This window comes from Hydrogenophaga sp. (assembly GCF_030373225.1).
In the GTDB taxonomy this organism is placed as follows: Bacteria; Pseudomonadota; Gammaproteobacteria; order Burkholderiales; family Burkholderiaceae_C; genus Hydrogenophaga.
Map to the genome: position 1 here is coordinate 1 of NZ_JAUCZG010000029.1, position 24,399 is coordinate 24,399.

Here is a 24,399-nt window from a genome sequence, read left to right on the forward strand (position 1 = left end):
ATCTGCTGACCTTACTCGGTGGCAGGTGTTGCACTTCACTTTTGAATCCGCCCATTATTATTGGGTCGGGCGACAGAATGAGCGAAACCGAGTTCGCCACGCAATTCAAAAACTCGAATAAGTCGGTGGTGGAGCTGTTCAATTCGGCCGCCAGCGGCAAGCCCATCACCATCTGGAACACAGGCAGCAAGGGCGAGCGCATCAAGAACGAGCCAGCCACCAAGGAGGTGACCTTGCTGGTCGAGCGCATGGCCAAGGTCTTCAACGAGTGGGCCTGGTCAAACGACGACCGCGTGCAGAAGGTGGTGGACGCCTTCAACGAGAAGATGAACACCCACGTCGCGCGCCAGTACGACGGGAACAAGTACCTTCGTGCGGTGGGCGCCAGCCCGTCGATTGAACTGCGCACGACGCAGAAGAATGCCGCCTGGCGCATCGTGCAGGCGCCGACCGTGCTGCTGGACCATGTGGTCGGTGCCGGCAAGACCTTCACTGTCATCACCGGGGCCATGCAGCGCCGCCGGCTGGGCCTGTCCCGCAAGCCCATGATCGTGGTGCCCAACCATTTGGTGACGCAGTGGGCCCGCGACTTCTACGCCCTGTATCCAGGGGCCAAGATCCTGGCCGCCACGCCTGATGACTTCGCCAAGAACCGCCGCCGTCGGCTGTTCTCGCGCATTGCCACCGGCGACTTCGATGCGGTCATCATCGGTCACTCGTCCCTGGCGTTCATCGAAACGCCGACGGCCGATCAGGAATTGGTCATCAATGAGCAGATCAAAGAACTACAGGACGTTCTGAACGAACTCAAGGCCAAGAAGGAGAGCGGTCGCACCCTCACGCAGATTCAAGAGAAGCTGCAAAAGTACGAGGGCAAGCTGAAAGCACTTCGGGATGTGCGCCGGGATGAAATCGGCATCGACTTCGAGAGAATGGGTGTTGACTACCTCGCCGTCGATGAAATGCACGAGTTCAAGAATCTTGAGTATTCGACGGCCGGCGAGCGCGTGGTCGGCATGAACGACCCCAAAGGCTCCAAAAAGGCTTTTGACCTGTACCTGAAAATTCGCGGGCTGCTGGCCCGAGGTGGCGCGGTGACGGGCGCCACGGGTACGCCCGTGTCGAACTCGCTGGTCGAGCTCTACACGATGATGAAGTACCTGGCGCACAAGGATCTTGTGGACCGCAACCAGTTGAACTTTGATTCGTGGTCGGGCGCCTACGCGCGCACCGAAACCAAACTGGAGTACACCGCCACGCAGAAGCTAAAGCCACGCCGCGTGCTGGCCGGGTTGAACAACCTGAGCGCGCTCAAGCAGCTTTACGAGCAGTTTGCCGATGTCATCAGCATGGCCGACCTCAAGCGCATCCATGCGGAGGACATCCGGCGCAAGAACGCCAAGAATGGAACGACCCTGCGCGAAGACTTCCCGGTGCCCAAAGTCAAGAGCGGCGGCCGGTTGCTGGAGTCGGGTCCGATCACCGAGGCGCAGTCCACCTACATGGATTACTTGGTTGCGCGTATGCAGGCCATCGAGGCCAACAAGCGAAACAAGGAGTACGCCAGGATCGACAACCCGCTGTATGTGCTCACCGACGCGCGCAAGATGTCGCTGGACATCCGTATTGTTGACCCAACCGCGCCGCGCGATGCGAACGGCAAGGTGATGCGGGCCGCAGCCAACGTGTTCAACACATGGAAGGCTTGGGAGAAAGATCGCGGCGCGCAGCTGATTTTCTGCGACCTGTCAACGCCGGCCAAGAACGCCGTGAAGGAGGCCCGAAGCCTGATCCGCGAAAGCGTTGAGAAGTTGTTTGGTGGTGGTGCTGATGGCAAGCGCCTGCTGGCCCGCGTCACGGCGCTGCCGACGTTTATTGAACAGTGGCGCCTGCTAGAAGGCATGGCCCAAGAGGTGATCGAAAGCCCGAACACAGACACAGAGATTGCGGAGAAGATGGAGGCCTACTTGACTGGCCTAGAGGACGTGGACGCAACCATGACCACGGCTGACGTGGGTTTCTCGGTCTACGACGACATGCGCGCGGTGCTGGTGGAAAAGGGCATCCCGGAAGCCGAGATCGCCTTTATCCATGACTACAACACCCCCGAGCAGAAAGCCAAGTTGTTTGCCGACGTGAACGACGGCAACATCCGCGTGCTGATGGGTTCGTCTGCCAAGATGGGCGCCGGCACCAACGCGCAGCGCCGCCTGGTGGCCCTGCATCACATGGACGCGCCGTGGCGCCCCTCCGACGTGGAGCAGCGCGAGGGTCGGATCATCCGGCAGCAAAACGCGCTGTACGAGCGCGACCCGGATGGGTTCGAGGTGGACATTCGCGCCTACTCCACCGCCGGCACAAGCGATGCCGTCATGTGGCAGGTGCTGGAGCGCAAGTCACGCGCCATCGAGGAATTCCGCAATGCCGGCCTGGACCACACCGACGAGGAAGGCAGCGACTCCAACCAGTACGCCGAGTTCATGGCGCAGTCCACCGGCAATCCGGTGTTCAAGCTCAAGTTGGAAGCCGAGCGTGAGGTGGATCTTCTGGACACCGACTCGCGCGGCGAACTGCTGGCACGCAGCCAGGCGCAGGGGTTCCTGAGAACCTACGATGAAGACGTAGCAGCGGCACAGAAGGCCATTGACTATGCCGAGGCGGCTGACGTGTCCACCGTGGAGGTGGCGGGCCAGAAAGGCACCGCAGCTGAACTGCAAGCCGTGGAAGCCGTGGAGCGCCAGAAGTACGAGAAGGCCTATGGCGAGTACCTGGCGCGCAAACCCGCAGCTGAGCGGGCGCTGAAAGAGTGGGAATCGCTGACCCCGCTAGAGCGCGGCGACAAGCCCAAGATGCCTGCCACGCCGAGTATGCCGGGTCTGTTGAGCAAGGGTATGCAGGATGCTTCGGGTTATGCCCGCGCCATCAAGGCCGCGTTGGGGAACGCTACGCCATCCGGGTATGAGTTCAATTTTGGCACGCTGCGCTTGCGGGTGCGGCAAAGCCTGCTGGCCGAAGACCAATGGGTGTTGCAGGCCTGGAACGGCTCCGGGTTTGAAACATACGCATGGGGAGAAGGCAAGGCCGCCGATGCTTCATCGAAGCTGGCCAATGCGCTGGCGCCCGATTCGCTGCTCTCCATGGCGAAGGATTTTGGCGTCGAGGGCAAGCGCCGCCTGGACTCTCTGAAAGGGCAGTACGACACCAAGCTCAAGATCGCCGGCAAGAAAATCGACACTAGCAAGCTGGCCGAGGCAAAGAGCGTGATGGAGTGGCTGCGCTCGCAAGTTTCCTTTGCCGAGCAGCAGGCTGACATCCGCCGCGGCGAACGGCCCAATCGCTACATCCAGGGCGACAAGAAGCGCCCGCTGTACCAGGCCAGGGTTGAGGCCGGCGAACAGATCATGGTGGACTTCGAGGGCGAGGTGTACCAGCTGACTGGGTTCAAGGACGGCAGTTACATGCAGGCCGTGGGCGCGGATGGCCGAGAGGTGATGCTGTTCATGCCTCTGGACAAGGATGGCAAACGAAACGCCGAGCGCCTGGTGGAGAAGCCGCGCGGCGTGACCTTCTCCGGGTTGATGAAGCAGGGCGGGAAGCCCAAAACGGGCACCAACCTCGCGCAGACCGGTGCACCCGAGGGCAACGAAGCAGATGTGGTGTTCAGTCAGGGCCTGCTGGCCCCGGCATCAGGCCCGAAGCCAACCCCTGACCAGATTCAGCGGCTTGTTGACAAGCTTCAGAAAGTTTCCAAAGAGAGTCTCCCGGTCCATGTTCGCGCAAGCCCAAGCCAACTGCCTGGGCTCCGGGAACCAGTCGGGACAAGTCCCAGCGGCGCCCTCTTCGGTGGCAAGATTTACCTCTTCACCGACAACATCGGCTCTTTCGGGGAGGCTTACGCCACGCTGTTCCATGAGATTTTCCATCTGGGGTTGCAGAAGGTTGTTCCGGCAGAGGACTACGGCTCTTTGCTGAAGAGGTCTGCAGATAGCCCACTTGTTGCGAAGTATGCGCTTCAGTGGAAGCAATCGCCAGAGGGGCTGCAGAGGGCCAAGACGGGCAGCCAAGATGCGTCTCGTGCTGACTTTTGCGTACATTCGCGATGGCGCTGAGGTCCTTCTTCATGCCCAGCCACACTTCAGGTTTTTTCATGTACTGAGGCTCACCATCGGGTGCGGTTAGTGAGCACGGTTAGTGCGAAATCGGCTCATGGGCGCTTGCTGCCAACCACGGGATATCTGGTGGACAAAACTGTCCAAGTCTAGGCGCTGTAGTAGCGTGGGTTCCCCCGCTGCCCATTGGGCGCTACGGGCGTGGTACGCACCGCGAGTACGCAGGCTGCGTCCGGGCGAGGCCTCACACGCTGGATACTCTTTACAAAACCCGGTACTGCTGGCTACACCGTGGCTACACGGAATCGCCAGAAACGAAAAAGCCCGGTCGAAACCGGGCTAAGTCGTTGAATTATATGGGGTGGCTGATGGGGCTCGAACCCACGACAACAGGAATCACAATCCTGGACTCTACCAACTGAGCTACAGCCACCGCAAGCGGCAAATTATAGCCCGAACTCGAGTCGCCCCGGCAACGGTGCTGTCTGGCTCAACGGGCAGCCACCGCTGCGGGTTTGGGCTCGTCCACCAGAATGCGGACCTTGAAACGCTCCTTGAGGGTCTCGTAGTAAGCCAGGCTTTCTGCCGTGGCCCACCACTGGCTGTATTGCTGAACTTCCTGTTGCAGCGCCTGCGCTTCGCGCGTCACGCGCGGCAGCACCTTTTCCACCTTCACGATCGCATAACCTTCGCGCTCGATCGGCACACCGACCCAGGCCGGCAGGCTCTTCGGATCGGCACTCAGGGCTGCAAGCAGCACTGGCTGGGCAAGGCCTTGCGGGTTCTCGCGCGACACGGTCTGCACGGCAGACAGCCCGCTGGGAGCGCCACCGGCCTTCCAGGCCTCCAGTTGACGGGCGCCCTCTTCCCGCGCCAGTTCCACCGAGCGCTGCGCGACCAGGCGGGTGCGCACCGCATCGCGCACTTCGTCCAGAGGCCGCGTGCGCGCGGGTGAGTGCTTCACCACGCGCGCCGAGACCAGCTGGCTGGAGCCGGTTTCAACGGCTTCGGTGTTGCGCTTTTGCTCGACGGCATCCGGCGCAAACAAGGCGGCCAGCAATCGATCGTTGGCCAGCACGCCGGTGGCTCCGGCCTGGGGCTGTCGCTGCACGCCCTGCGCTGTTGCAATTTCAAGCTTGAGGCGCTCTGCCGCCGGCTTGAGGCTGTCGGCCTGTTCGTAGACCAGGTTGCTGAAGGTTTCGGCGGCCTCGGCGAACTGTCGCTGCGCCTGCTGCTGCCGCAGCTCGGCCTCGATCTCCGGCTTCATGGACTCAAAACTGCGCTGGGGCGGTGTCTTGATGTCGGTGAGCTGGATGATGTGGAAGCCGAACTCGGTCTCCACCAGATCGGAGATGCCGCCTTTGGGCAGCGCGTACACCACATCTTCAAACGGCTTGACCATCGCGCCGCGTGCGAAGAAGTCGAGATCGCCTCCGCTCGCTGCAGAGCCGGGATCCTGTGATTGCGCCTTGGCCACTTCTGCAAAGGTTTCGGGATTCTTGCGCACCTGTTCCAGCAAGGCGGCTGCCTTGGCTCGCACGGCTTCCTTGTCGGCTGCGGGTGCGCCCGCAGGCACCGTCAGCAGGATGTGGCTGGCACGGCGCTCTTCGGCGCCGGCGAGGCGACCGGCGTTTTGATCGTAGTAGGCGCGGACATCGGCTTCATTGAGTGCGAGCGTCGACTGGAGGGCTTTTGCATCGAGCACCAGGTATTCGATGTCGGCCTGCTCGGGCGCCTGGAACAGCGGGCCGTTCGCGTTGTAGAAAGCTTCGATCTCGGCATCGGTGGGTTTGACGCTCGCGGCAAACTCGGCGGCATTGAAGCGCGCAACCTGAACCTCGCGGCGCTCAAAGAATGCATTCAAGGAAACGTTGGCCAGGCCCGTGGGCGCAAAGCCCGAACCCGAGATGGATTGGGACACCTGGCGCTGCGACAGGTCGGCCCGGACCCGCGCCTCGAACATCTCGGGCGTCAAGCCCTGGCGCGCCAACAGCGCGCGATAGGCCTCCACGTCCAGCGTGCCGTCGGTCTTGCGAAGGGTCGCAATGGCTTCGTTCTGCTGCAGCTCACGCGCCAGGCGCTGATCACTCGTGAACAGGTTGAATTTTTGCGCTGCCACGCCCAACACGCGTTCGCGCACCAGGCGCTCCAGCGTGGCGTAACGGGCTTCGTCGCTCTCGAGCAGCCGCGCGTCCAGGGTGGGCATGGCTTCACGCACGCGTTGCGTTTCAAGCTGGTGCGCCTGATCCCATTCGGTCTTGGTGATGTCTTCGCCATCCACCGTTGCCACAGGCTCGCCTTCGCCGTCAAAGCGGGTGTAGCCCTCGATGCCGAAGAGAACGAACGAAGGAATGATCAGGATCATCAAGAAGCCCATGAGGTACTTCTTGTGGTTGCGGATGGTATCGAACATGCCTGGAACCCTGCTGCTTCAAAAAGAATGAAAAGTGTCGCCGGTGCCGACAACAAAAAAGGCGAACCCGGGTTCGCCTTTTTGATGGTGGTGGGTGCTGACGGGGTCGAACCGCCGACCTACGCCTTGTAAGGGCGCCGCTCTACCGACTGAGCTAAGCACCCCACCGAAAAGCGGGCACCTCAGTTCAGTGCGTCTTTGAGGGCCTTGCCCGGGCGGAACTTCGGCACTTTGGCGGCCTTGATTTTAATCTCGTCGCCGGTGCGCGGATTGCGACCCTTGCGGGCGGGGCGCTTGGTGACGGCGAACGAACCGAAACCCACGAGCGACACGGTGCCGCCTTTCTTGAGGGTGGTGCGGATGGCGGTGATGGTCGAGTCGAGTGCACGCGTGGCGGCCGCCTTGGAGATGTCGGCGTTCTTGGCGATGTGTTCGACGAGTTCTGTTTTGTTCACAAATGGCCCCTCTTGGATTGAGATGAGTTGTTCCGCAGGTACAAAGCTTGTCCTGAAACGGCGCGGATGGCTGCCGTGGGACTGGGTCTGTTGGATGCTGGGTCACGAGAGATGACCGTGACACACGCAAAGCGATTAGACCCATGGCCCGCAACCCCTGTCAATACACAGCGGCGGCGTGCGCCACCCCGGTGGCTCAAGAGGCGAGATTCTAGACGCTTTCACTGCCGCCACTCTCGCGCACAGCCGGTGCGATCAGCCCTTGATCGCCTGCGCGATGGCGCGACCGACATCGGAGGTGCCGGCCCGTCCGCCCAGGTCGGCGGTGCGTGGCGCGCCGCTGTCGGGCAGCAGCACCGACTCGATGGCACCCATCACGGCATCGTGCGCCGCCTTGTGACCCAAGAAGTCGAGCATCAGCGCCCCACACCAGATCTGCCCGATCGGATTGGCAATGCCGCGCCCTGCTATGTCCGGTGCCGAACCATGCACCGGCTCGAAGAGCGACGGGTGCCGGCGCGTGGGATTGAGGTTGGCACTCGGCGCGATCCCGATGGTGCCGGTGCAGGCGGGCCCGAGATCGGACAGGATGTCGCCGAACAGGTTGCTGCCGACCACCACGTCGAAGAAGTCGGGCCGTTGCACGAAATGCGCGGTCAGGATGTCGATGTGGAACTTGTCGACCGTCACATCGGGGTAGGCCTTGGCCATCTCGGCCACGCGCTCGTCCCAGTAGGGCATGGTGATGGCGATGCCGTTGCTCTTGGTGGCGCTGGTGAGGTGTTTTTTCGGGCGCGAACGAGCGGTCTCGAACGCGTAGCGCAGCACGCGGTCGACACCGATGCGCGACATCACGGTTTCCTGCATCACGATCTCGCGCTCGGTGCCGGGGTACATGCGCCCGCCGATGCTGCTGTACTCGCCTTCGGTGTTCTCTCGCACGATGACCATGTCGATCTCGCCGGGCGCGCGCGCACTGCCGTCTCGACGCACCACCGGGGCAATCACGCCGGGCATCAGGCGCGCCGGGCGCACGTTGACGTATTGGTCGAACTCGCGGCGGAACAGCAGCAGCGAGCCCCACAGGGAGATGTGGTCGGGCACCTTGTCGGGCCAGCCGACCGCGCCGAAGTAGATGGCGTCGTGACCTCCGATCTGGTCCTTCCAGTCGTCGGGCAGCATCTTGCCGTGTCGCTCGAAGTAGTCGCAGCTCGAGAAGTCGAAATGGTCGAACTGGAGATCGATGCCGAAGCGGCTTGCAGCGGCCTCCAGAACCCGGATGCCTTCGGGCACGACTTCGGTTCCGATGCCGTCTCCGGCGATGACGGCAATGCGATGCTGACTCATGGGTGCTACCTCGGGTTGGATGGGAGTGCACCAAGCATATCCACGCAGTGGGCAATAATTCGGCAATCCATTCATTCTGAAAAGGAAACAATTGGACCGCCCCGACCTGGAACTGGTGCTCGCCGTGCGGCAACATGCCAGCCTCGTGATGGCCGCCCGTTCGATGCGGGTGGCGCCCTCGGTCGTGACCAAGCGGCTGGCCGCGCTGGAAGCGCAACTCGGCGTGCGCCTGTTCCAGCGCACCACGCGCAGCGTGAGTCCCACGGCCGAGGGCGACACGCTGTGTGAACGCGCCGCTCACCTGCTGCGCGCGTTCGACGAGGTGGAAGCGGAGCTGCGCGAGCGCCAGCGCGAACCCTCAGGGCCGATCCGCCTGGCCGCGACACTGGGCTTCGGCCGACTCTGGGTGGGCCCTGCCCTGGCCGCATTCCAGGCGCGCCACCCCGGCGTGCAGGTGCAGGTGCAGTTGACCGAACAGCTGCCCGACCTGGCCGTGGACGGGTTCGATGGCGCCATCTGGCTGTGGAACGCACCCGGCGATCGCGCCGCCGAATGGGTCTCGCGCCGGCTGGCCACGAACCAGCGCGTGCTGGTGGCCGCGCCCGCCTACCTGGAGCAACACGGCACACCCGGCACCCTGCAGGATCTCGCCGGCCACGCCTGTCTGGTGGTCCGCGAAAACGGCGGCGGGCCCGGGCAGCGCTTTGACCACTGGCGGCTGCAGGCACGCGGTGATCCTCAGGTGAAGCATGTGCCGGTGCAGGGCCCGCTGTCGAGCAACTCCGGCGAACTGGTGCGCGACTGGTGCCTGGCCGGCCACGGCATCATGCTGCGAAGCCTGTGGGACATCGCGCCCCAGCTGGCCAGCGGGGCGCTGGTGCGGGTGTTGCCCGGTCACGCCATGCCCGACGCCGACATCCACTGGCTCGCGCCCTACCGGGCACAAGCCCCCCGGCGCATCCGACTGCTGGTGGACTTTCTTGCCGAGCACTTCCGCACCGAGCCCTGGAAGCCGGCGCGGCGCAGCCCTAGCGCGAAGCGCGCACCACCAGGCTCACGCCGAACGCCGTGAGCAAGGTACCGGCCAGCGTGACCGCGGTGATGGGTTCGGCGAACAACAGCCAGGCAATCAGCGCGGTGCACGGCGGCACCAGGTACATGAGGCTGGTGACCGAAGCCGCAGCGCCGCGCTGGATCAGCATGTAGAGCAGCGAGCTGCCGCCCAGCGTGAGGCCCAGCACCGACCAGGCCATCGCGCCAAAGAGCTCGGCGTTCCACTGCATGGCTTCGGCCTCCAGCAGGGTCAGGGGCAAGGTGACCAGCAAGGCCGCCATAAGCTGCGCGGCGTTGGCGGTGCGCACGTCGCAAGCCGCCACAAAGCGCTTCTGGTAGAGCGTGCCCACCGTGATCGCCAGCAGCGCCATCACCGCCAGCGACAGGTTGAACCAGTTGGCCTGATCGCCCGGGCCGCCATCGCCGAACTTGCGCGACACCACCAGCACCAGCCCTGCAAAACCCAGCAGCAACCCGAGCCACTGGCGGCTGTTCACGCGCGAGCCCGTGCTCGACAGCCAGATGGCGGTGAGCACCGGCTGCAGACCGACGATCAGCGACGAGAGACCGGCGCCCATGCCGGCCTTGACGGCCGCCCACACCCCACCCAGGTAGCCGGCATGCATCAACACGCCGGTGACGGCCAGGTGAAACCACTGGGCGCGGGTGGCAGGCCATTTCACGCCGGCCAGCACGATCCATGGCAGGAAGCAGGCGATCGACAGTGCATAACGCACCGCAAGGAATTTCATCGGCGGGGCATGCGGCATGCCGTAGCGCGCAACGATGAACCCTGTGCTCCAGATCAGCACGAACACCCAGGGCATCGCGCGCAACCACGCGTTGTCTTGCGTCGGGGAATTCATCGCCTGGCCCTCAACGCGACTTGGCGCGAATCTCGGGGATGGCCTTCTTCAGGTAGTAAACCATCGACCAGACCGTCAGCACCGCCGAGATCCAGATCAGCCAGGTGCCCCAGAGATGGGTGTCGATCAGGCGGAACAGCGTTCCGTCAAACAGCAGGAAAGGAATGGCCACCATCTGCACGGTGGTCTTGACCTTGCCGATCATGTGTACCGCCACGCTCTTGGTGGCGCCAATGATGGCCATCCATTCGCGCAGCGAGGAAATGGCGATTTCACGGCCGATGATGATGAGCGCCACAAACACATCGGCGCGTTCGAGGTGCACCAGCACCAGCAAGGCTGCACACACGAGGAACTTGTCGGCCACCGGATCGAGAAAGGCACCGAAGGCCGACGTCTGGTTGAGCTTGCGCGCCAGGTAGCCGTCGGCCCAGTCGGTCAGGGCGAACACGACAAACATGACGGTGGCGATCCAGTTCTGCTGCGCCACGCTGATGCTGTCCAGATAGAACACCCCCACGATCAACGGGATGGCCACGATGCGGGCCCAGGTGAGCAGGGTGGGGAGGTTGAAAAACATCGTTGGATTATGCGGGCTGCCCCAGCGCCGGCACGCGGCGCGACCCAAGCACCGGTCTCAGTCCCTCCGGCGATCCTCCTAATGCCTCTTGGGTATTTCCTTGATCAGAGGCGTCGATAAGATCGGCGCGCTCTCCTGCAGTACTTTGGAATCCATTCTCACCCCAGCGCGACCCGAGAAACCGACCATGTCCATCACCTACCTGTTCCAGGCGCCCCAACTCACCGGCGAGGCCAACCGCACCAGCGAGGCCTTCGGAGCGGCCGTGTGGCTCTGGATGCACCTGCCGCGCCAGCGCCAGTTGTCGATCAAGCACCTTCAGAACCGCTTGCTGGAACCGGTTCAACAAGGCCAGTACGTGCTGGTCAGTGCCCGCACGCCAACAGGCGATCGCGATCCGGTCGCCTTGCTGCTGTACGCCTGCCTGAGTGCCAGGGCGGAGAGCCGCTACATCGCCGAGCCGGCTGCGCCGATGGCACCTGCCGACTGGCGCAGCGGAGACCGCCTCTGGCTGATCGACTGGGTGTCGCCGTTCGGCCAGTCGCTGGGTCTGCGCGAAGCGATGCTGCGTCTGTTCGCGCGGCAGACCGCGCGCAGCCTGTCGCGGCGCACAGGGCCCCACGGCCGCAGCGTGCTGACCTGGCGCGGTGCCACCTGCACGCCGCATGGCGCACAAGCCTGGTGGCAGGACCGGCCGATCCAGAGCGCCGACATCAGTGAGCTCTCATGGCCCGGCCTCTCGAGCTGGGGAGTCACCGTGCCGGCCGAACTGCTGCCGCGGGAGCGGCCCGACCTCGCCTGCCACTGAGCGGCTTCAGCGCAGGGCCCGGTAAATCGCGTCGGCGAGTTCGGGCGAAATGCCCTCCACGGTGCTCAGGTCGTCCACACTGGCTGAGGCCACCCCACGCACACCGCCGAAGCGCTGAAGCAGGCGGGCGCGCTTCCTGGGACCGACGCCCGGAATGTCCTCGAGCTTGCTGCCGCCGGTGCGCACCTTGGCGCGCTGTGCCCGCATGCCGGTGATGGCAAAGCGGTGCGCCTCGTCGCGGATCTGCGCCACCAGCATCAGGGCAGCCGAGTCGTGGCCGAGGTAGACCTTCGCGCGGCCATCGGCAAACACCAGCTCCTCCAGACCCACCTTTCGGCCCTCCCCTTTCTCCACGCCGACGATGAGCGACAGGTCCAGACCGAGCTGCTCGAACACCTGGCGCGCCATGCCCACCTGGCCCTTGCCTCCGTCGATGAGAACCAGGTCGGGCATGCGCGGTCCGGCAACGGGTTCAGCTGCCGACTCCACCGCTTCATCGGCAACGGGTTCGACCGGCTCGGCGTCAGCAGCGGCAGGAGCAGGCTGCAACGCGTCCTCCGCGCGCATCGCCTCGGCGATCTTCCCGTAGCGCCGCTGCAGCACCTGCTTCATGGCGGCGTAGTCGTCGCCCGGCGTGATGCCTTCGATCTTGTAGCGGCGGTACTGGCTGTTCTGCATCTTGTGGCCTTCGAACACCACGCAGGACGCCTGGGTCGATTCGCCCGCCGTGTGCGAGATGTCGAAACACTCGATGCGCAGGGCATCGAGCTGGTCGTCGGGCAGTTGCAGCGCATCGGCCAGCGCGCGCGTGCGGGCCTGCTGACTGCCCTCTTCAGCCAGCAGCCGGGCCAGCGCGATGTCGGCATTCTTTTGCGCCATCTCCAGCCAGATGCGGCGGTGCTCGCGCGGGTTGTGCACCGCGTTCACCTTCACACCGGTCTGCTCCGAGAGCGCCTCCAGCAGCGGCTTGCCCACCGCGTGGCTGGTCACCAGGATGTGCGGCATGGCAATGCCCAGGTAATGCTGGGCAATGAAGGCTTCGAGCACCCGCACGGCCACGCGCTGCGCCGGGTCGCCCGCCGGTGCATCGCCCTCGTCGGCCATCGCATCGTCGATGGCGGTGGCGTCGTCCACATGCGCCGGGAAATACGGCCGGTCACCCAGGTGACGGCCGCCACGCACCATGGCCAGGTTCACGCAGGCGCGCCCGCCGTGCACCTTGACGGCCAGCACATCCACATCCTTGTCGGACAGGTTGTCCATGGTCTGCTGGTGCAGCACGCGCGCGAGCGCGGTCATCTGGTTGCGCAGTTCGGCTGCCTGTTCGAACTCGAGCTTTTCGGCATGCACCAGCATGCGCTGCTCCAGCGCATCGAGCACGGCCTGGGTTTCGCCGCGCAGGAAGCGCTCGGCGTCCTGCACGTCGCGTGCGTAGTCCTCGCTGTCGACCAGATCCACACACGGACCGCTGCAGCGTTTGATCTGGTAGAGCAGGCAGGGCCGCGTGCGGTTGGCAAACACCGTGTCTTCGCAGGTTCGCAGGCGAAACACCTTCTGCAGCAGCGTGATCGACTCCTTCACTGCCCAGGCGCTGGGGTAGGGGCCGTAGTAGCTGTGGCGCCGGTCCACCACGCCGCGGTAGTAGGCCATGCGCGGAAACGCCAGCGAGGGCGAGGGCATCTTTGCCGAGGTGCGAAAGGTCTCGCGCGTGCCTGTGATCTTCAGGTAGGGGTAACTCTTGTCGTCGCGGAACAGGATGTTGAACTTGGGGTTCAACGTCTTGATGAGGTTGTTTTCCAGCAGCAGGGCCTCGGCCTCCGAGCGCACCACCGTGGTCTCCATGCGCACGATCTTGCCGATCATGTGGCCGATGCGCGTGCCGTCGTGGCTCTTCTGGAAATAGCTCGACACGCGCTTCTTGAGGTTGCGCGCCTTGCCCACGTAGAGCAACTGGCCCTGGGCGTCGAAGTAACGGTAGACGCCCGGCAGCCCGGGCAGCGCGGCCACTTCGCTGAGCAGTTGTTCGGAATGGGTGTCTGACATGGGCGCGTATTGTGCGCGGCAAAGCCCGGGCCTGCCTTGCCACGACAATGGCGGCCATGCGCTGGGACATTTTTTGCAGGGTGATCGACAACTTCGGCGACGTGGGCGTGTGCTGGCGGTTGGGGGCGCAGCTCGCCAGACGCGGTGAACAGGTTCGCCTGTGGCTCGACGATCCCCGTTCGCTGTCCTGGATGGCGCCCGGCGCCCTCGAAGGGCGAGTCGATGGCATCGAGGTGCTGCACTGGACCACGCCGCTGCCCGACGGCTTGATGGCCCGGTCGCCCCCGGCCGATGTCTGGATCGAAGCCTTTGGCTGCGATCCGCCGCCCGAATGCATCGACGACCTGGCCACGCGGCTGGCCGGCGGTGCGCGCCCTCCGGTGTGGATCAACCTCGAATACCTCAGTGCCGAGCCCTGGGTGGAACGCTCGCACCGCCTGCCCTCCCCGGTCATGAGCTGGCCGCTGCGTGGCCTCGGCAAATGGTTCTTCTTCCCCGGCTTCACCGCGCGCACGGGCGGTCTGCTGCGCGAGCCGGACCTGCTGCAACGGCAGGCCGTGTTCGACGCCCGGGCCTGGCTGCGCGGCCTGGGCCTGCCAGCCTCGCCACCCTGCGCGAGCCTGTTCTGTTACGAGCCCGCCGCCCTGCCCGAGGTGCTTCGTCAGGCGGCGCGGGCGCCGCAGACCTGGCAGTGGCTGGTCACGCCCGGGCGCGCATGGCAGGCCACTCGCGCCGCAACGGCCGGGCCGCTGCACGCCCTGCCCTTGCTCCCCCAGACCGATTTCGACCACCTGCTCTGGGCCTGCGACCTCAACTTCGTGCGCGGCGAGGACTCCCTGGTTCGAGCCCTCTGGGCCGGCCAGCCCTTCGTCTGGCAGATCTACCCGCAGCACGACGATGCGCACCATGCCAAGCTCGAGGCTTTTCTCGAGTGGCTGCAAGCGCCGCCCGCGCTGCGCGCCCTGCACCATGCATGGAACGGCATCGGCGATGCCGCTGCCGTGTGGCCCGATGCCGCGGCGCTCGACGAGTGGCGCGGCTGCGTGCAGGCGGCACGACAGCGACTGCTCGCCCAATCCGACCTCTGCAGCCAACTGACCGGCTTCGTGCGGGAAAAGCGATAAAATCCGAGGCTTTGCGGAAATCCGGCCCGGTCCAACCGCCGGCCACCGCTTCCGCCAGCCATCTGCCTCGCCGCACAGATCGCAGTCATCAGCTCAGCCCCCGGGCGTCCAGCCCATGCAGGGAGCACGCGGCCCAACCGTTGGAACCCTTATGAAAATCGCTCAAGAACTCCGCGCCGGCAACGTCATCATGCACGGCAAGGATCCGATGATCGTCCTCAAAACCGAATACAGCCGTGGTGGTCGTGGTGCTGCCACCGTGCGCCTGAAGCTCAAGGCCCTGCTCAACAACATGGCCACCGAAGTCGTGTGCAAGGCCGACGACAAGATGGACCAGATCATCCTGGACAAGAAGGAGTGCACCTACTCCTACTTCGCCGACCCGATGTATGTGTGCATGGACGCCGACTACAACCAGTACGAGGTGGAAGCCGAAAACATGGGCGACGCCCTGAACTACCTCGAAGACGGCATGACGGTCGAAGTGGTGTTCTACGACGGCAAGGCCATCTCGGTCGAACTGCCCACCAGCGTCGAGCGCGTGATCACCTGGACCGAGCCCGCCGTCAAGGGCGACACGTCCGGCAAGGTGCTCAAGCCTGCCAAGATCGCCACCGGCTTTGAAGTCGCGGTGCCGCTCTTCGTGGCGCAGGACGACAAGATCGAGATCGACACCCGCACGGGTGAATACAGAAAACGGGTCTGATCACACGCTGATCGTCCGTCTCAAGAGGCTCCTGCGGGAGCCTCTTGCGTTTTCACCCAACACATTGCGCCATGGACCTGATCGCCCGCATCGCCGACGTCATCATTCCCGTCTTTCTGATCGTGGCCATCGGCTACGGCTATGCGCGCCGCGGCGTGCCGGACATGTCGACCTTCAACCGCATTGCGCTCGATGTGCTGGCCCCGCTGCTGGTGTACTCGGCCCTGGCGTCGCGCGACTTCCGCATGGCCGACCACACGGCCCTGCTCATGGGCGGTGCGGTGCTGATCCTGGGCAGTGGCTTGCTGGCGTGGCCGCTGGCGCGGGCCTTTGGCGCCCAGCCGCGCACGCTGGTGCCGGTGGTGATGTTCAACAATTGCGGCAACATGGGCCTGCCACTGGCGCTGCTGGCCTTCGGCCCGGCGAACTTCGGTGCGGCGGTGGCCCTGTTCTCGATCAGCAACCTGCTGCATTTTTCGCTGGGTGCACGCATCACCAGCCGCCTGGCCCGCACGCGCGACCTGCTCACCAGCCCGCTCATGATCGGCACCGCACTGGGCTTCATCAGCGCATTGACCGATGTTCGCCCGCCCGAGGTGGTGATCTCGGGCTTGAAGTTGCTGGGAGATGCCTTGCTGCCGATGATGTTGTTCGCGCTCGGGGTGCGGCTCACCTCGCTCACCCGCTCGGGTCTTGCGCTGGGACTGCTGGGCGCGCTGGCCCGACCCATGATCGGACTGGCCATCGGCATTCCACTGGCCTGGGCGCTCGGCCTGGAGGACGCGGCGCGCGGCCAGTTGCTGCTGTTTGCCGCCCTGCCCCCGGCGGTGATGCAGTTCATGCTCGCCGAGCGCTACCACCAGGAGCCCGAGAAGGTCGGCGCCATGATCATGCTGGGCAATGCGCTGGCGATCCTGTTCGTGCCGCTGGCACTCGCGCTGGGGCTGTAGTCATCTGTCCGGCGCACACTCAAGACTCAAGGAGCCACCATGGAAACAAAACAGAACATCAAGGAACGACGACTCGCCGACGCCTGGGCCGAGTTGCAGACCCAGTCGAACGAAGGCAATGCACTGCAGGCCGACGCCTACCGGCTGGCCTTTGCCGACCCCGAATTTCTGCTGCGCCGCGAAACGCGCGGCATCCGCTTCCAGCTCGAGATGCTCAAGCCGGACCTCGCGCAACGCGACGCCGGCATCGAAAACACCGTCGTGGTGTTCGGCAGCGCGCGTTTTCGCGAGAGTGGTGAAGCGCAGGAGATGCTGGTTCGCGCCGAGCGCAGTGGCGAAGCGGCCGACATCACACGTGCCAAGGCCATGGTGCGCAACGCGCACTACTACGACGCTGCCCGCGAGTTCGCCCGCACCGTGGCACGCCACAGCGCGAACTGCCCCAAGGAAGACCAGTTGTACATCTGCACGGGCGGCGGCCCCGGCATCATGGAAGCGGCCAGCCGTGGCGCCCACGACGAAGGTGCACTCAACGTGGGCCTGAACATCGCGCTGCCACACGAGCAGGCGGCCAATCCCTATGTGTCACCCGAGCTCAGCTTCAAGTTTCACTACTTCGCGCTGCGCAAGATGCATTTCATGATGCGCGCCAAGGCACTGCTCGCGTTCCCGGGCGGGTTCGGCACGCTCGACGAGCTGTTCGAGGTGATCACGCTGGTGCAATGCAAAAAGGCCAAGCCGGTGCCGATCCTGTTGTTTGGATCGGACTACTGGAAGCGACTGATCAACCTCGATGTGCTGGTGGAAGAAGGCGCGATCTCGCCCGAAGACCTGGAGCTGTTCGAGTACGTGGACAATCCCAAGGTGGCTTGGGATGCCATCGTGAAGTTCTACGATCTGAAGGTGTAGACGCCAACCCGCTTCGCGTGCCGATCACCCGGCCAGAACGCCGCGTCAGCGGCGCAGGGGGTTCACTCCCCGGTCCAGCCGCCTCCGAGCGCCTTGTACAACGCCACCTGGTTCTGCTGCTGCGCCAGGCGGGTTTGCGCCAGCGCCTGCTGGGTGCTGAACAGCGAACGTTGCGCATCGAGCACGTCGAGAAAACTCGAAACCCCGTTGCGGTAACGCAGCTCGGCCAGGCGAAAACGCTCGGCCTCGGCCGTGGCCTGCGCCTGCTGGGCGGCGAGCTGCTCGCCCAGCGTCGCGTTGCCGGCCAGGGCATCGGCCACTTCCCGAAACGCGGTCTGTATCGTTTTCTCGTACTGCGCCACGGCAATGTCCCGTGCTGCCCTGGCCGCACCCAGGTTGGCGTTGTTGCGCCCGGCATCAAAGATCGGCAGCAGTGCCTGGGGCGCCAGCGTGAAGCCCCACGAGCCGCTCTCGAACAGGCCGGAGAGGCTGCTGCTGGCCGTGCCCGCGCTGGCGGTGAGCGAAATGCGCGGGAAGAACGCGGCGCGCGCGGCACCGATGTTGGCGTTGGCGGCGATCAGCTGTTGTTCGGCCTGGCGGATGTCGGCCCGGCGGTTGAGCAGGTCGGACGGCACACCGGCCGGTACATCGCGCAGCATCGGTGCCGCAGCCACGGGTTCGGCCGGCACGGCCACACCGGTGTCGCTTGAAGCAGGGTTCTGCGGGCGCACCGCAGGCAGCAGCGCCGCCGGCGGCGGCTGCCCCACCAGCAGGGTCAGCGCATTCAGGTCGAGCGCACGGGAACGCCGCTGCTGCGCCAGCGCCGACCGCGCCGCCGCGGTCAGGGACTCGGCCTGCCGCAGATCGAGCGCGGACGTGACGCCGTTGTCAAAGCGCAGCCGGCTCAGGCGCAACGAGTCTTCGCGGGTGGCGACGGTGCGTTCGGTCAAGGCCAGCAACTCTTCGTTGGCCTGCAGGCTCAGCCAGGTGCTGGCCACCGCCGCCACCAGGCTGGTCTGTGCGGCGTGGCGCGCTTCCTCGCTGGCCAGGTACTGGGCCAGCGCCGCCTCTTTGAGGCTGGCGATGCGCCCGAAGAAATCGATCTCCCAGTTGCTCAGCGCCAGGCCCACGCTGTAGGTGTTGGCGATGCCGCCATTGCCATCGGGCTGGCGGTTGCCGGCGGCCGCCAGGCCCACCGACGGGAACTGGTCGGCACGGCGGATCTGGTATTGCGCGCGGACCTGCTCGATGTTGAGCGTGGCCACCCGGAGGTCGCGGTTGTTGGCCAGTGCCAGCGCCACCAGGTCGCGCAGCCGGGCGTCACCGATGAAGTCGCGCCAGGCCATGTTGTCGGCCTGCGTCGCAGCGGGGGTGGCTTGCCCGGGGAAGGTGGCTGCCACGGGGGCTGCCGGGCGCTCGTACGTCGGCGTGAAAGAACATCCGGACAGCGCCAGCACCGCCAGGCTCAGGGCTCCCATGCGAAGGTGGGTCATTTCAATGCACTCCATGCTGTGCGGCCTGTTCGGCGTCGCGGCGGTTCTGGCGTTCGCTGCCTTTGAACAGGGTGCGCACCACCACGAAGAAGATCGGCACGAACACCACCGCCAGCACGGTGCCGGTGAGCATGCCGCCGATCACGCCGGTGCCGATGGCACGCTGGCTGGCCGAGCCGGCACCCGAGGCCAGGGCCAGCGGCAGCACGCCCAGCGTGAAGGCCAGCGAGGTCATGACGATGGGGCGAAAGCGCAGGTGGGCCGCGGCCAGCGCGGACTCGATCACACCCTTGCCCTGCGCCTGCAGGTCCTTGGCGAATTCGATGATCAGGATCGCGTTCTTCGCCGACAGGCCGATGATGGTGATCAGTCCCACCTGGAAATACACGTCGTTGGAGTAGCCCCTGAGCAAGGTGGCGAGCAGCACCCCGATCACGCCCAGCGGCACCACCAGAATCACCGAGAGCGGAATGGTCCAGCTCTCGTACAGGGCGGCCAGGCACAGGAACACCGCGAGGATGGCGAACGCGTACAGGACGATCGCCTGCGAACCGGCGAGTTTTTCCTCGCGCGTCTGACCCGTCCACTCGTAGCCGATGCCTTGTGGCAACTGGGCAGCGAGCCGTTCCATTTCGGCGATCGCGGCACCCGTGCTGGAGCCCGGTGCTGCGCTGCCGCTGATGCGCATCGACGGGTAGCCGTTGTAGCGCACCGTCTGCATCGGGCCGGTGATCCACTCGGTGGTGGCAAACGCCGACAGCGGCACGGCCTGCGCCTTGTTGTTGAGCACGTTCAACCGCAGCAGATCGTCGGGTTGCATGCGGGCCGGCGCGTCGGCCTGCACCACCACGCGTTGCAGCCGCCCGGCGTTGGGGAAGTCGTTCACATAGGTCGAGCCCAGCGCCGTGCCGATGGCCGCGCTGATGGCGTCGAACCCCACACCCAGCGCATTCGCCTTGTCGCGATCGATGTCGATCTGCAGTTGCGGCGCGTCTTCCAGCCCGTCGGGACGCACCTGCGTGAGCACCTTGCTCTGCGAGGCCAGGCCGAGCAATTGGCCGCGCGCACTGAGCAGCGCCTCACGCCCGAGGCCCGCACGGTCCTGCAACCGGAAGCTGAAGCCGGACGACGAGCCCAGTTCGGGAATGGGGGGTGGGCTCAGCGGAAAGATGAACGCATCGCGCACACCCGAGAGCGCGCCGAACGCCCGGCCGGCGACTTCTTGCGCCGAGCTGCCCGGTGCGGTGCGTTCGTCCCAGTCCTTGAGCGTGATGAACGCCAGTGCCGCGTTCTGGCCCTGCCCCGAGAAGCTGAAGCCCAGCACACCGACCATGCTCTGCACCTCGGGCTGGTTGAGGATGAAGCCCTCGACCTGCTTGATCACCTCCAGCGTGCGCTCCTGCGTGGCGCCCGGTGGCAACTGCACATTGACCAGCATCGTTCCCTGGTCTTCACCCGGCAGGAACGAGGTCGGCAGGCGCATGTAGACCACCACCGCCGCGGCCACGATGGCGAGGTAGATCACCAGGGTGCGGCCAGCGCGCGGCAGCAGCATGGCCACGCCGCCTTCGTAGCCCTTGGCGGTGCGCGCGAAGCCGCGGTTGAACCAGCCGAAGAAGCCCTTCTTCTCGTGGTGGTGACCGGCTTCCACCGGTTTGAGCAGCGTGGCGCAGAGCGCGGGCGTGAGCGAGAGCGCAAGAAACGCCGAGAACGCGATCGACACGCCCATGACGGCCGAGAACTGGCGGTAGATGTTGCCCACCGAGCCGGCAAAGAATGCCAATGGCACGAAGACCGAGATCAGCACCACGGTCACGCCGATGATGGCGCCCGAGATCTGCGTCATGGCTTTGCGCGTGGCCTCCAGCGGTGGCAGGCCCTCCTCGCTCATGATGCGTTCGACGTTCTCCACCACCACGATCGCATCGTCCACCACGATGCCGATCACCAGCACCATGCCGAACATGGTCAGCACGTTGATGGAGAAGCCCATTGCCAGCAGCACGGCAAAGGTTCCCAGCAGCGCCACCGGCACCACGATGGTGGGGATAACGGTGTAGCGGAAGTTCTGCAGGAACAGGTACATCACCAGGAACACCAGCAGCATGGCCTCGGCCAGCGTGATCGCCACCTGCTGAATGGAGATCTTCACGAAGCGCGAGCTGTCGTAGGGAATCGCCCAGGTCATGCCGGCCGGGAAAAACCGCTCGAGCTCGGTCATCTTGGTGCGCACCGCGTCGGCCGTGGCCAGCGCGTTGCCGCTGGGCGAGAGCTGCACGCCGATGCCGGTGGAGGGCTTGCCGTTCAGGCGTGCCGACGTGGCATAGGCCTGCGCACCGAGTTCGATGCGCGCGACGTCCTTGAGGCGCACGGTGGCGCCATCGGCGGTGGCGCGCAGCACCACGTTGCCGAACTGTTCCACATTGGCGAGCTGGCCATTGACCACCACCGTGGCCGCGATGCCCTGGCCGCCCACGTTGGGCAAGGCGCCGATTTCTCCCGCCGACACCTGGGCGTTCTGCGCCCGGATGGCGCTGGTGACATCGGCCGCGCTCAGGTTGTAGCCGAGCAGTTTGGCCGGGTCGATCCAGATGCGCATCGCGCGCTCGGTGCCGAACAGCTGGGCCTGGCCCACACCGGGCAGGCGCTGCAACTCGGGCACCACGCTGCGCGAGGCGTAGTCGCCAAGCGCCACCGGGTCCCAGGCCGGGTCGCTGCTGGAGAGGATGGCAAACAACAGGAAGTTGCTGCGCGAGCGGTCCACCCGCACACCTTGCTGCGTCACCGCCGCCGGCAGCCTTGGTGATGCCCGCGAGAGGCGGTTCTGCACATCCACCTGCGCCAGGGCCGCGTCGGTGCCGGTCTCGAAGCTCAGCGTGATGCTGCCGGTGCCGTTGGCCTGCGCCACCGACTCCATGTAGATCAGCCCCGGCGAGCCGTTCATTTCCTGCTCGATCACCGACAGCACGCTGTTCTCGAGCGTGGCGGCCGATGCGCCAGGGTAGGTGGCGTTGATGACGATGGATGGGGGTGCCACCGGCGGGTACTGCGCGATCGGCAGCTGCGTGATGGACACCCCGCCCATCACCATGATGAAGAGCGCGATCACCCACGCGAAGATGGGTCGGTCGATGAAGAATTTCGCCATGTCAGGCGCTCCTTACTTCGCCGCCGCAGGCGCCGGGGCGGACGCCGCAGGCGCAGGCGCCGCGCTGCCCGGCGCCTGCCAGGGCACGGCCTTCACCGGCGTGCCGGGCGGCATCATCTGCAGCTTCTGGAAGCCGTCGACCATCACCTGTTCGCCCGCCTTCAAGCCGCCGAGCACGACCCAGCGGCCGTTTTGCTGACCGCTCAAGGTGATGCTGCGTTTGGAGATCTTGCCCTCGGCATCCACCACCGACACGGTGTCGCCCTGGGCCGAACGCGTCACTGCCTGCTGCGGCAGCGTGATCGCATTGCCCGCGGTCGCCTGCTCCAGCCGCACGCGCACATACAGGCCCGGCAGCAGACGCCCGTCCGGATTGGGCACCTCGGCGCGCAGCGTGACCTGACCGGTGGCGCTGTCCACGGTGAGGTCGGAGAACAGCAGGCGGCCCGGTTGCTCGAACACGCTGCCGTCCTCCATCACCAGCTGCACGGCGGCGGCCTGTGCACCGGCGCTCTTGAGCTGACCACTGTCCATGGCCTTGCGCAGCTGGTAGACCTCGGCGGCCGACTGGGTGAAGTTCACATACATCGGATGGATCTGCTGGATCACGGCCAGCTGGGTGGCCTCGCCCTGGCCGACCAGCGCGCCTTCGGTCACCAGCGCGCGGCCGATGCGGCCCGAGATGGGCGCGGTCACGCGGGCGTAACCCAGGTTGATGCTGGCGGTCTGCACCGCTGCCCTGCCGGCAGCCACATCGGCTTCGGCCTGCTTCTGCGCGGCCACGGCGCCAGCGTATTCCTGCAGGCTGATGGCGTTTTCCTTCACCAGGGGTGCATAGCGCTCGGCCAGCGCACTCGCCTGCACGAGGTTGGCCTGGGAACGCGCCAGTCCGGCCTGGGCGCTCATCAGGGCGGCGGCGTAGGGCGCCGCGTCGATGCGGAACAACGGTTGCCCGGCCTTGACGTCGCTGCCTTCGCGGAACAGTCGCTCCTGCAGGATGCCTGCCGCGCGGGCCCGCACCTGGGCGACGCGGGACGCTTCCAGGCGACCCGGCAGCTCGGTCACCAGCCCGACGTCACCCGGCGCCACCGTGATCACGCCCACCTCGGGCGCGGGCATGCCCGCGCCGGCCGGCCCCGCAGGTGCTGCCGGTTTGCCGCAGGCTGCCAGCACGGCGGACAGCGCCACCAGGGACAAGGCCCGCGCCACCCGTGACCGGGTCTGCGAGACCGGGCGGTTGCGCAAAACGGGCACGGACTTGACAGGGCTCAAGGCGGGCATGGAGGTCCTCGGATAGAAATGAAAAGACGCGCGCGAATGGGAACTCATCGACAGCCCGGTGAAGCGCAAGATGGCGAAGTATACATACATACAAGAATGTATGTATAGTCTCACCCAGCCCCCAGGTCATGCAATCCGGAGACAAACACCATGGTTCGACGCACCAAAGCCGATGCACAGGCGACGCGCAACAGTCTGCTGGATGCTGCGGAGCATTTGTTTCAGGCGCATGGCGTGTCGCGCACGTCGCTCAACGACATCGCCGAGGCCGCCGGCACCACGCGCGGTGCCATCTACTGGCATTTCAAGGACAAGGCGGACCTCTTCAACGCGATGATGGAGCGCGTCACCATGCCGCTCGAAGGCACGCTGGCCTGCACGGCGCGCTCGGCCGAAAGCTCCGACAACCCGCTGCTGCTGCTGCGCGATTCCATGATGAATGCGCTGAGCCAGACCGCCACCGACGAGCAGACGCGTCGCGTGTTCGAAGTGGCCACACACAAGGTCGAGTACGTGAGCGAAATGCAGGCGGTGCGGGAGCGCCACCTGCAGGTGCGCAACCAGTGCGTGGCGATGACCGAAGAAGCCCTTCGCGAGGCGGTGCGCCGCGAGGCCATCAAGCTGCCGATGCCGCCGTCCGTGGCCGCGCTCGGACTGCACGTGATCGTGGACGGGCTGATCCAGAACTGGCTGCTCGACCCGCAGGCGTTCGACCTGCAAAAAAACGGGCGCCACACGGTGGACGCCTACCTCGCCGGCCTGGGCTTCAGCCTTCCCGCCGCTCGGGCACCGCGTCGCCCGGCACCGGCGCGCGCGATGCCAGCTTGAGGTGCAGCGCCGCCTGGGCCATGAGGTTGGCCGAGACCGGCGCCGTGATGAACACGAACAGCGTGATCAGCAGTTCGGCCACGCCCGCCCTGCCCTGCGCCGCCGACACCAGCATCGAGGCCACGAGCACACCGCCCACGCCCAGGGTCGATGCCTTGGTGGGCGCATGCAGGCGCATGTAGAAGTCGGGCAGGCGCGCCAGGCCGATGGCCCCCACCAGCAGGAAGAAAGCGGCCATGACGACGAGGGCGGCGGCCGTCCATTCGATCAGGGGATGCATGTTGTC

General features: G+C 65.5%; 18 protein-coding genes and 2 tRNA genes. 8 read left to right on the forward strand and 12 right to left on the reverse strand.

Annotated elements, in window-relative coordinates; all coding sequences use genetic code 11:
• The first annotated feature begins 77 nt into the window (after positions 1–77).
• The gene (locus QUV35_RS14875; protein ID WP_300875701.1) at positions 78–4,109 is read left to right on the forward strand and encodes a hypothetical protein; all 4,032 of its coding nucleotides are present in this window, start codon (positions 78–80) and stop codon (positions 4,107–4,109) included.
• A gap of 357 nt (positions 4,110–4,466) precedes the next feature.
• On the opposite strand, the gene QUV35_RS14880 is transcribed toward QUV35_RS14875, so the two are convergent.
• From QUV35_RS14880 to QUV35_RS14900, 5 genes are all read right to left on the reverse strand, one after another.
• Positions 4,467–4,542 (reverse strand) — tRNA-His (locus QUV35_RS14880).
• A gap of 57 nt (positions 4,543–4,599) precedes the next feature.
• Positions 4,600–6,522 (reverse strand): SurA N-terminal domain-containing protein, encoded by a 1,923-nt coding sequence (locus tag QUV35_RS14885; protein WP_300875703.1) that lies wholly within the window; start codon positions 6,520–6,522, stop codon positions 4,600–4,602.
• Positions 6,523–6,610: 88 nt separating this feature from the next.
• Positions 6,611–6,686: transfer RNA gene (locus QUV35_RS14890), tRNA-Val, on the reverse strand.
• 18 nt (positions 6,687–6,704) lie between these two features.
• The gene (locus QUV35_RS14895) at positions 6,705–6,977 is read right to left on the reverse strand and encodes an HU family DNA-binding protein (protein WP_056273362.1); all 273 of its coding nucleotides are present in this window, start codon (positions 6,975–6,977) and stop codon (positions 6,705–6,707) included.
• Between the two features lie 255 nt (positions 6,978–7,232).
• The gene (locus QUV35_RS14900) at positions 7,233–8,324 is read right to left on the reverse strand and encodes a tartrate dehydrogenase (RefSeq protein ID WP_300875708.1); all 1,092 of its coding nucleotides are present in this window, start codon (positions 8,322–8,324) and stop codon (positions 7,233–7,235) included.
• A 91-nt stretch (positions 8,325–8,415) separates the two neighbouring features.
• On the opposite strand from QUV35_RS14900, the gene QUV35_RS14905 reads away from it, so the two are divergent.
• Positions 8,416–9,396, forward strand: a complete 981-nt coding sequence (locus tag QUV35_RS14905) for a LysR family transcriptional regulator (protein WP_300875711.1) — start codon at positions 8,416–8,418, stop codon at positions 9,394–9,396.
• Here QUV35_RS14905 and QUV35_RS14910 read toward each other — a convergent pair.
• Positions 9,353–10,243 carry a DMT family transporter gene (locus QUV35_RS14910; RefSeq protein ID WP_300875714.1) on the reverse strand — a complete coding sequence of 297 codons (891 nt, stop codon included), beginning with the start codon at positions 10,241–10,243 and terminating at the stop codon, positions 9,353–9,355. The two genes, QUV35_RS14905 and QUV35_RS14910, sit on opposite strands and share 44 nt — an antisense overlap.
• Before the next feature lie 10 nt (positions 10,244–10,253).
• Positions 10,254–10,823 carry a CDP-diacylglycerol--glycerol-3-phosphate 3-phosphatidyltransferase gene (gene pgsA, locus QUV35_RS14915; RefSeq protein WP_300875717.1) on the reverse strand — a complete coding sequence of 190 codons (570 nt, stop codon included), beginning with the start codon at positions 10,821–10,823 and terminating at the stop codon, positions 10,254–10,256.
• Positions 10,824–11,010: 187 nt separating this feature from the next.
• On the opposite strand from pgsA, the gene QUV35_RS14920 reads away from it, so the two are divergent.
• The gene (locus QUV35_RS14920) at positions 11,011–11,631 is read left to right on the forward strand and encodes a toxin-activating lysine-acyltransferase (RefSeq protein WP_300875720.1); all 621 of its coding nucleotides are present in this window, start codon (positions 11,011–11,013) and stop codon (positions 11,629–11,631) included.
• A 6-nt stretch (positions 11,632–11,637) separates the two neighbouring features.
• Here QUV35_RS14920 and uvrC read toward each other — a convergent pair whose 3' ends face one another.
• Positions 11,638–13,674 (reverse strand): excinuclease ABC subunit UvrC, encoded by a 2,037-nt coding sequence (gene uvrC, locus QUV35_RS14925; protein WP_300875723.1) that lies wholly within the window; start codon positions 13,672–13,674, stop codon positions 11,638–11,640.
• Between the two features lie 56 nt (positions 13,675–13,730).
• Between uvrC and earP the strand changes: the two genes are divergently transcribed.
• The 4 genes from earP (at position 13,731) to QUV35_RS14945 (ending at position 17,363) form a co-directional block, all read left to right on the forward strand.
• A complete protein-coding gene (gene earP / locus QUV35_RS14930) occupies positions 13,731–14,798 on the forward strand; it encodes an elongation factor P maturation arginine rhamnosyltransferase EarP (RefSeq protein WP_300875726.1) in 1,068 nt (355 codons plus the stop codon).
• 151 nt (positions 14,799–14,949) lie between these two features.
• Positions 14,950–15,504: an elongation factor P gene (gene efp, locus QUV35_RS14935; protein WP_066271559.1), complete on the forward strand. Its 555-nt coding sequence runs from the start codon at positions 14,950–14,952 to the stop codon at positions 15,502–15,504.
• Between the two features lie 71 nt (positions 15,505–15,575).
• Positions 15,576–16,454 (forward strand): AEC family transporter, encoded by an 879-nt coding sequence (locus tag QUV35_RS14940; protein ID WP_300875731.1) that lies wholly within the window; start codon positions 15,576–15,578, stop codon positions 16,452–16,454.
• A gap of 39 nt (positions 16,455–16,493) precedes the next feature.
• Positions 16,494–17,363, forward strand: coding sequence for a TIGR00730 family Rossman fold protein (locus QUV35_RS14945; RefSeq protein WP_300875734.1), 870 nt, complete (start codon positions 16,494–16,496; stop codon positions 17,361–17,363).
• Positions 17,364–17,425: 62 nt separating this feature from the next.
• On the opposite strand, the gene QUV35_RS14950 is transcribed toward QUV35_RS14945, so the two are convergent.
• Genes QUV35_RS14950 through QUV35_RS14960 form a run of 3 tightly spaced genes read right to left on the reverse strand, consistent with a single transcriptional unit; the run spans position 17,426 to position 23,285 of the window.
• Positions 17,426–18,856, reverse strand: coding sequence for an efflux transporter outer membrane subunit (locus QUV35_RS14950; protein WP_300875737.1), 1,431 nt, complete (start codon positions 18,854–18,856; stop codon positions 17,426–17,428).
• Position 18,857: 1 nt separating this feature from the next.
• A complete protein-coding gene (locus tag QUV35_RS14955) occupies positions 18,858–22,004 on the reverse strand; it encodes an efflux RND transporter permease subunit (RefSeq protein WP_300875740.1) in 3,147 nt (1,048 codons plus the stop codon).
• Positions 22,005–22,016: 12 nt separating this feature from the next.
• A complete protein-coding gene (locus QUV35_RS14960) occupies positions 22,017–23,285 on the reverse strand; it encodes an efflux RND transporter periplasmic adaptor subunit (protein WP_300875743.1) in 1,269 nt (422 codons plus the stop codon).
• Between the two features lie 150 nt (positions 23,286–23,435).
• On the opposite strand from QUV35_RS14960, the gene QUV35_RS14965 reads away from it, so the two are divergent.
• The gene (locus QUV35_RS14965) at positions 23,436–24,113 is read left to right on the forward strand and encodes a TetR family transcriptional regulator (RefSeq protein ID WP_300875746.1); all 678 of its coding nucleotides are present in this window, start codon (positions 23,436–23,438) and stop codon (positions 24,111–24,113) included.
• Here QUV35_RS14965 and QUV35_RS14970 read toward each other — a convergent pair.
• Entirely contained in the window at positions 24,052–24,393 is a 342-nt protein-coding gene (locus tag QUV35_RS14970) for a Na+/H+ antiporter subunit G (RefSeq protein ID WP_300875749.1), read from the reverse strand. The two genes, QUV35_RS14965 and QUV35_RS14970, sit on opposite strands and share 62 nt — an antisense overlap.
• Positions 24,394–24,399 lie beyond the last annotated feature (6 nt).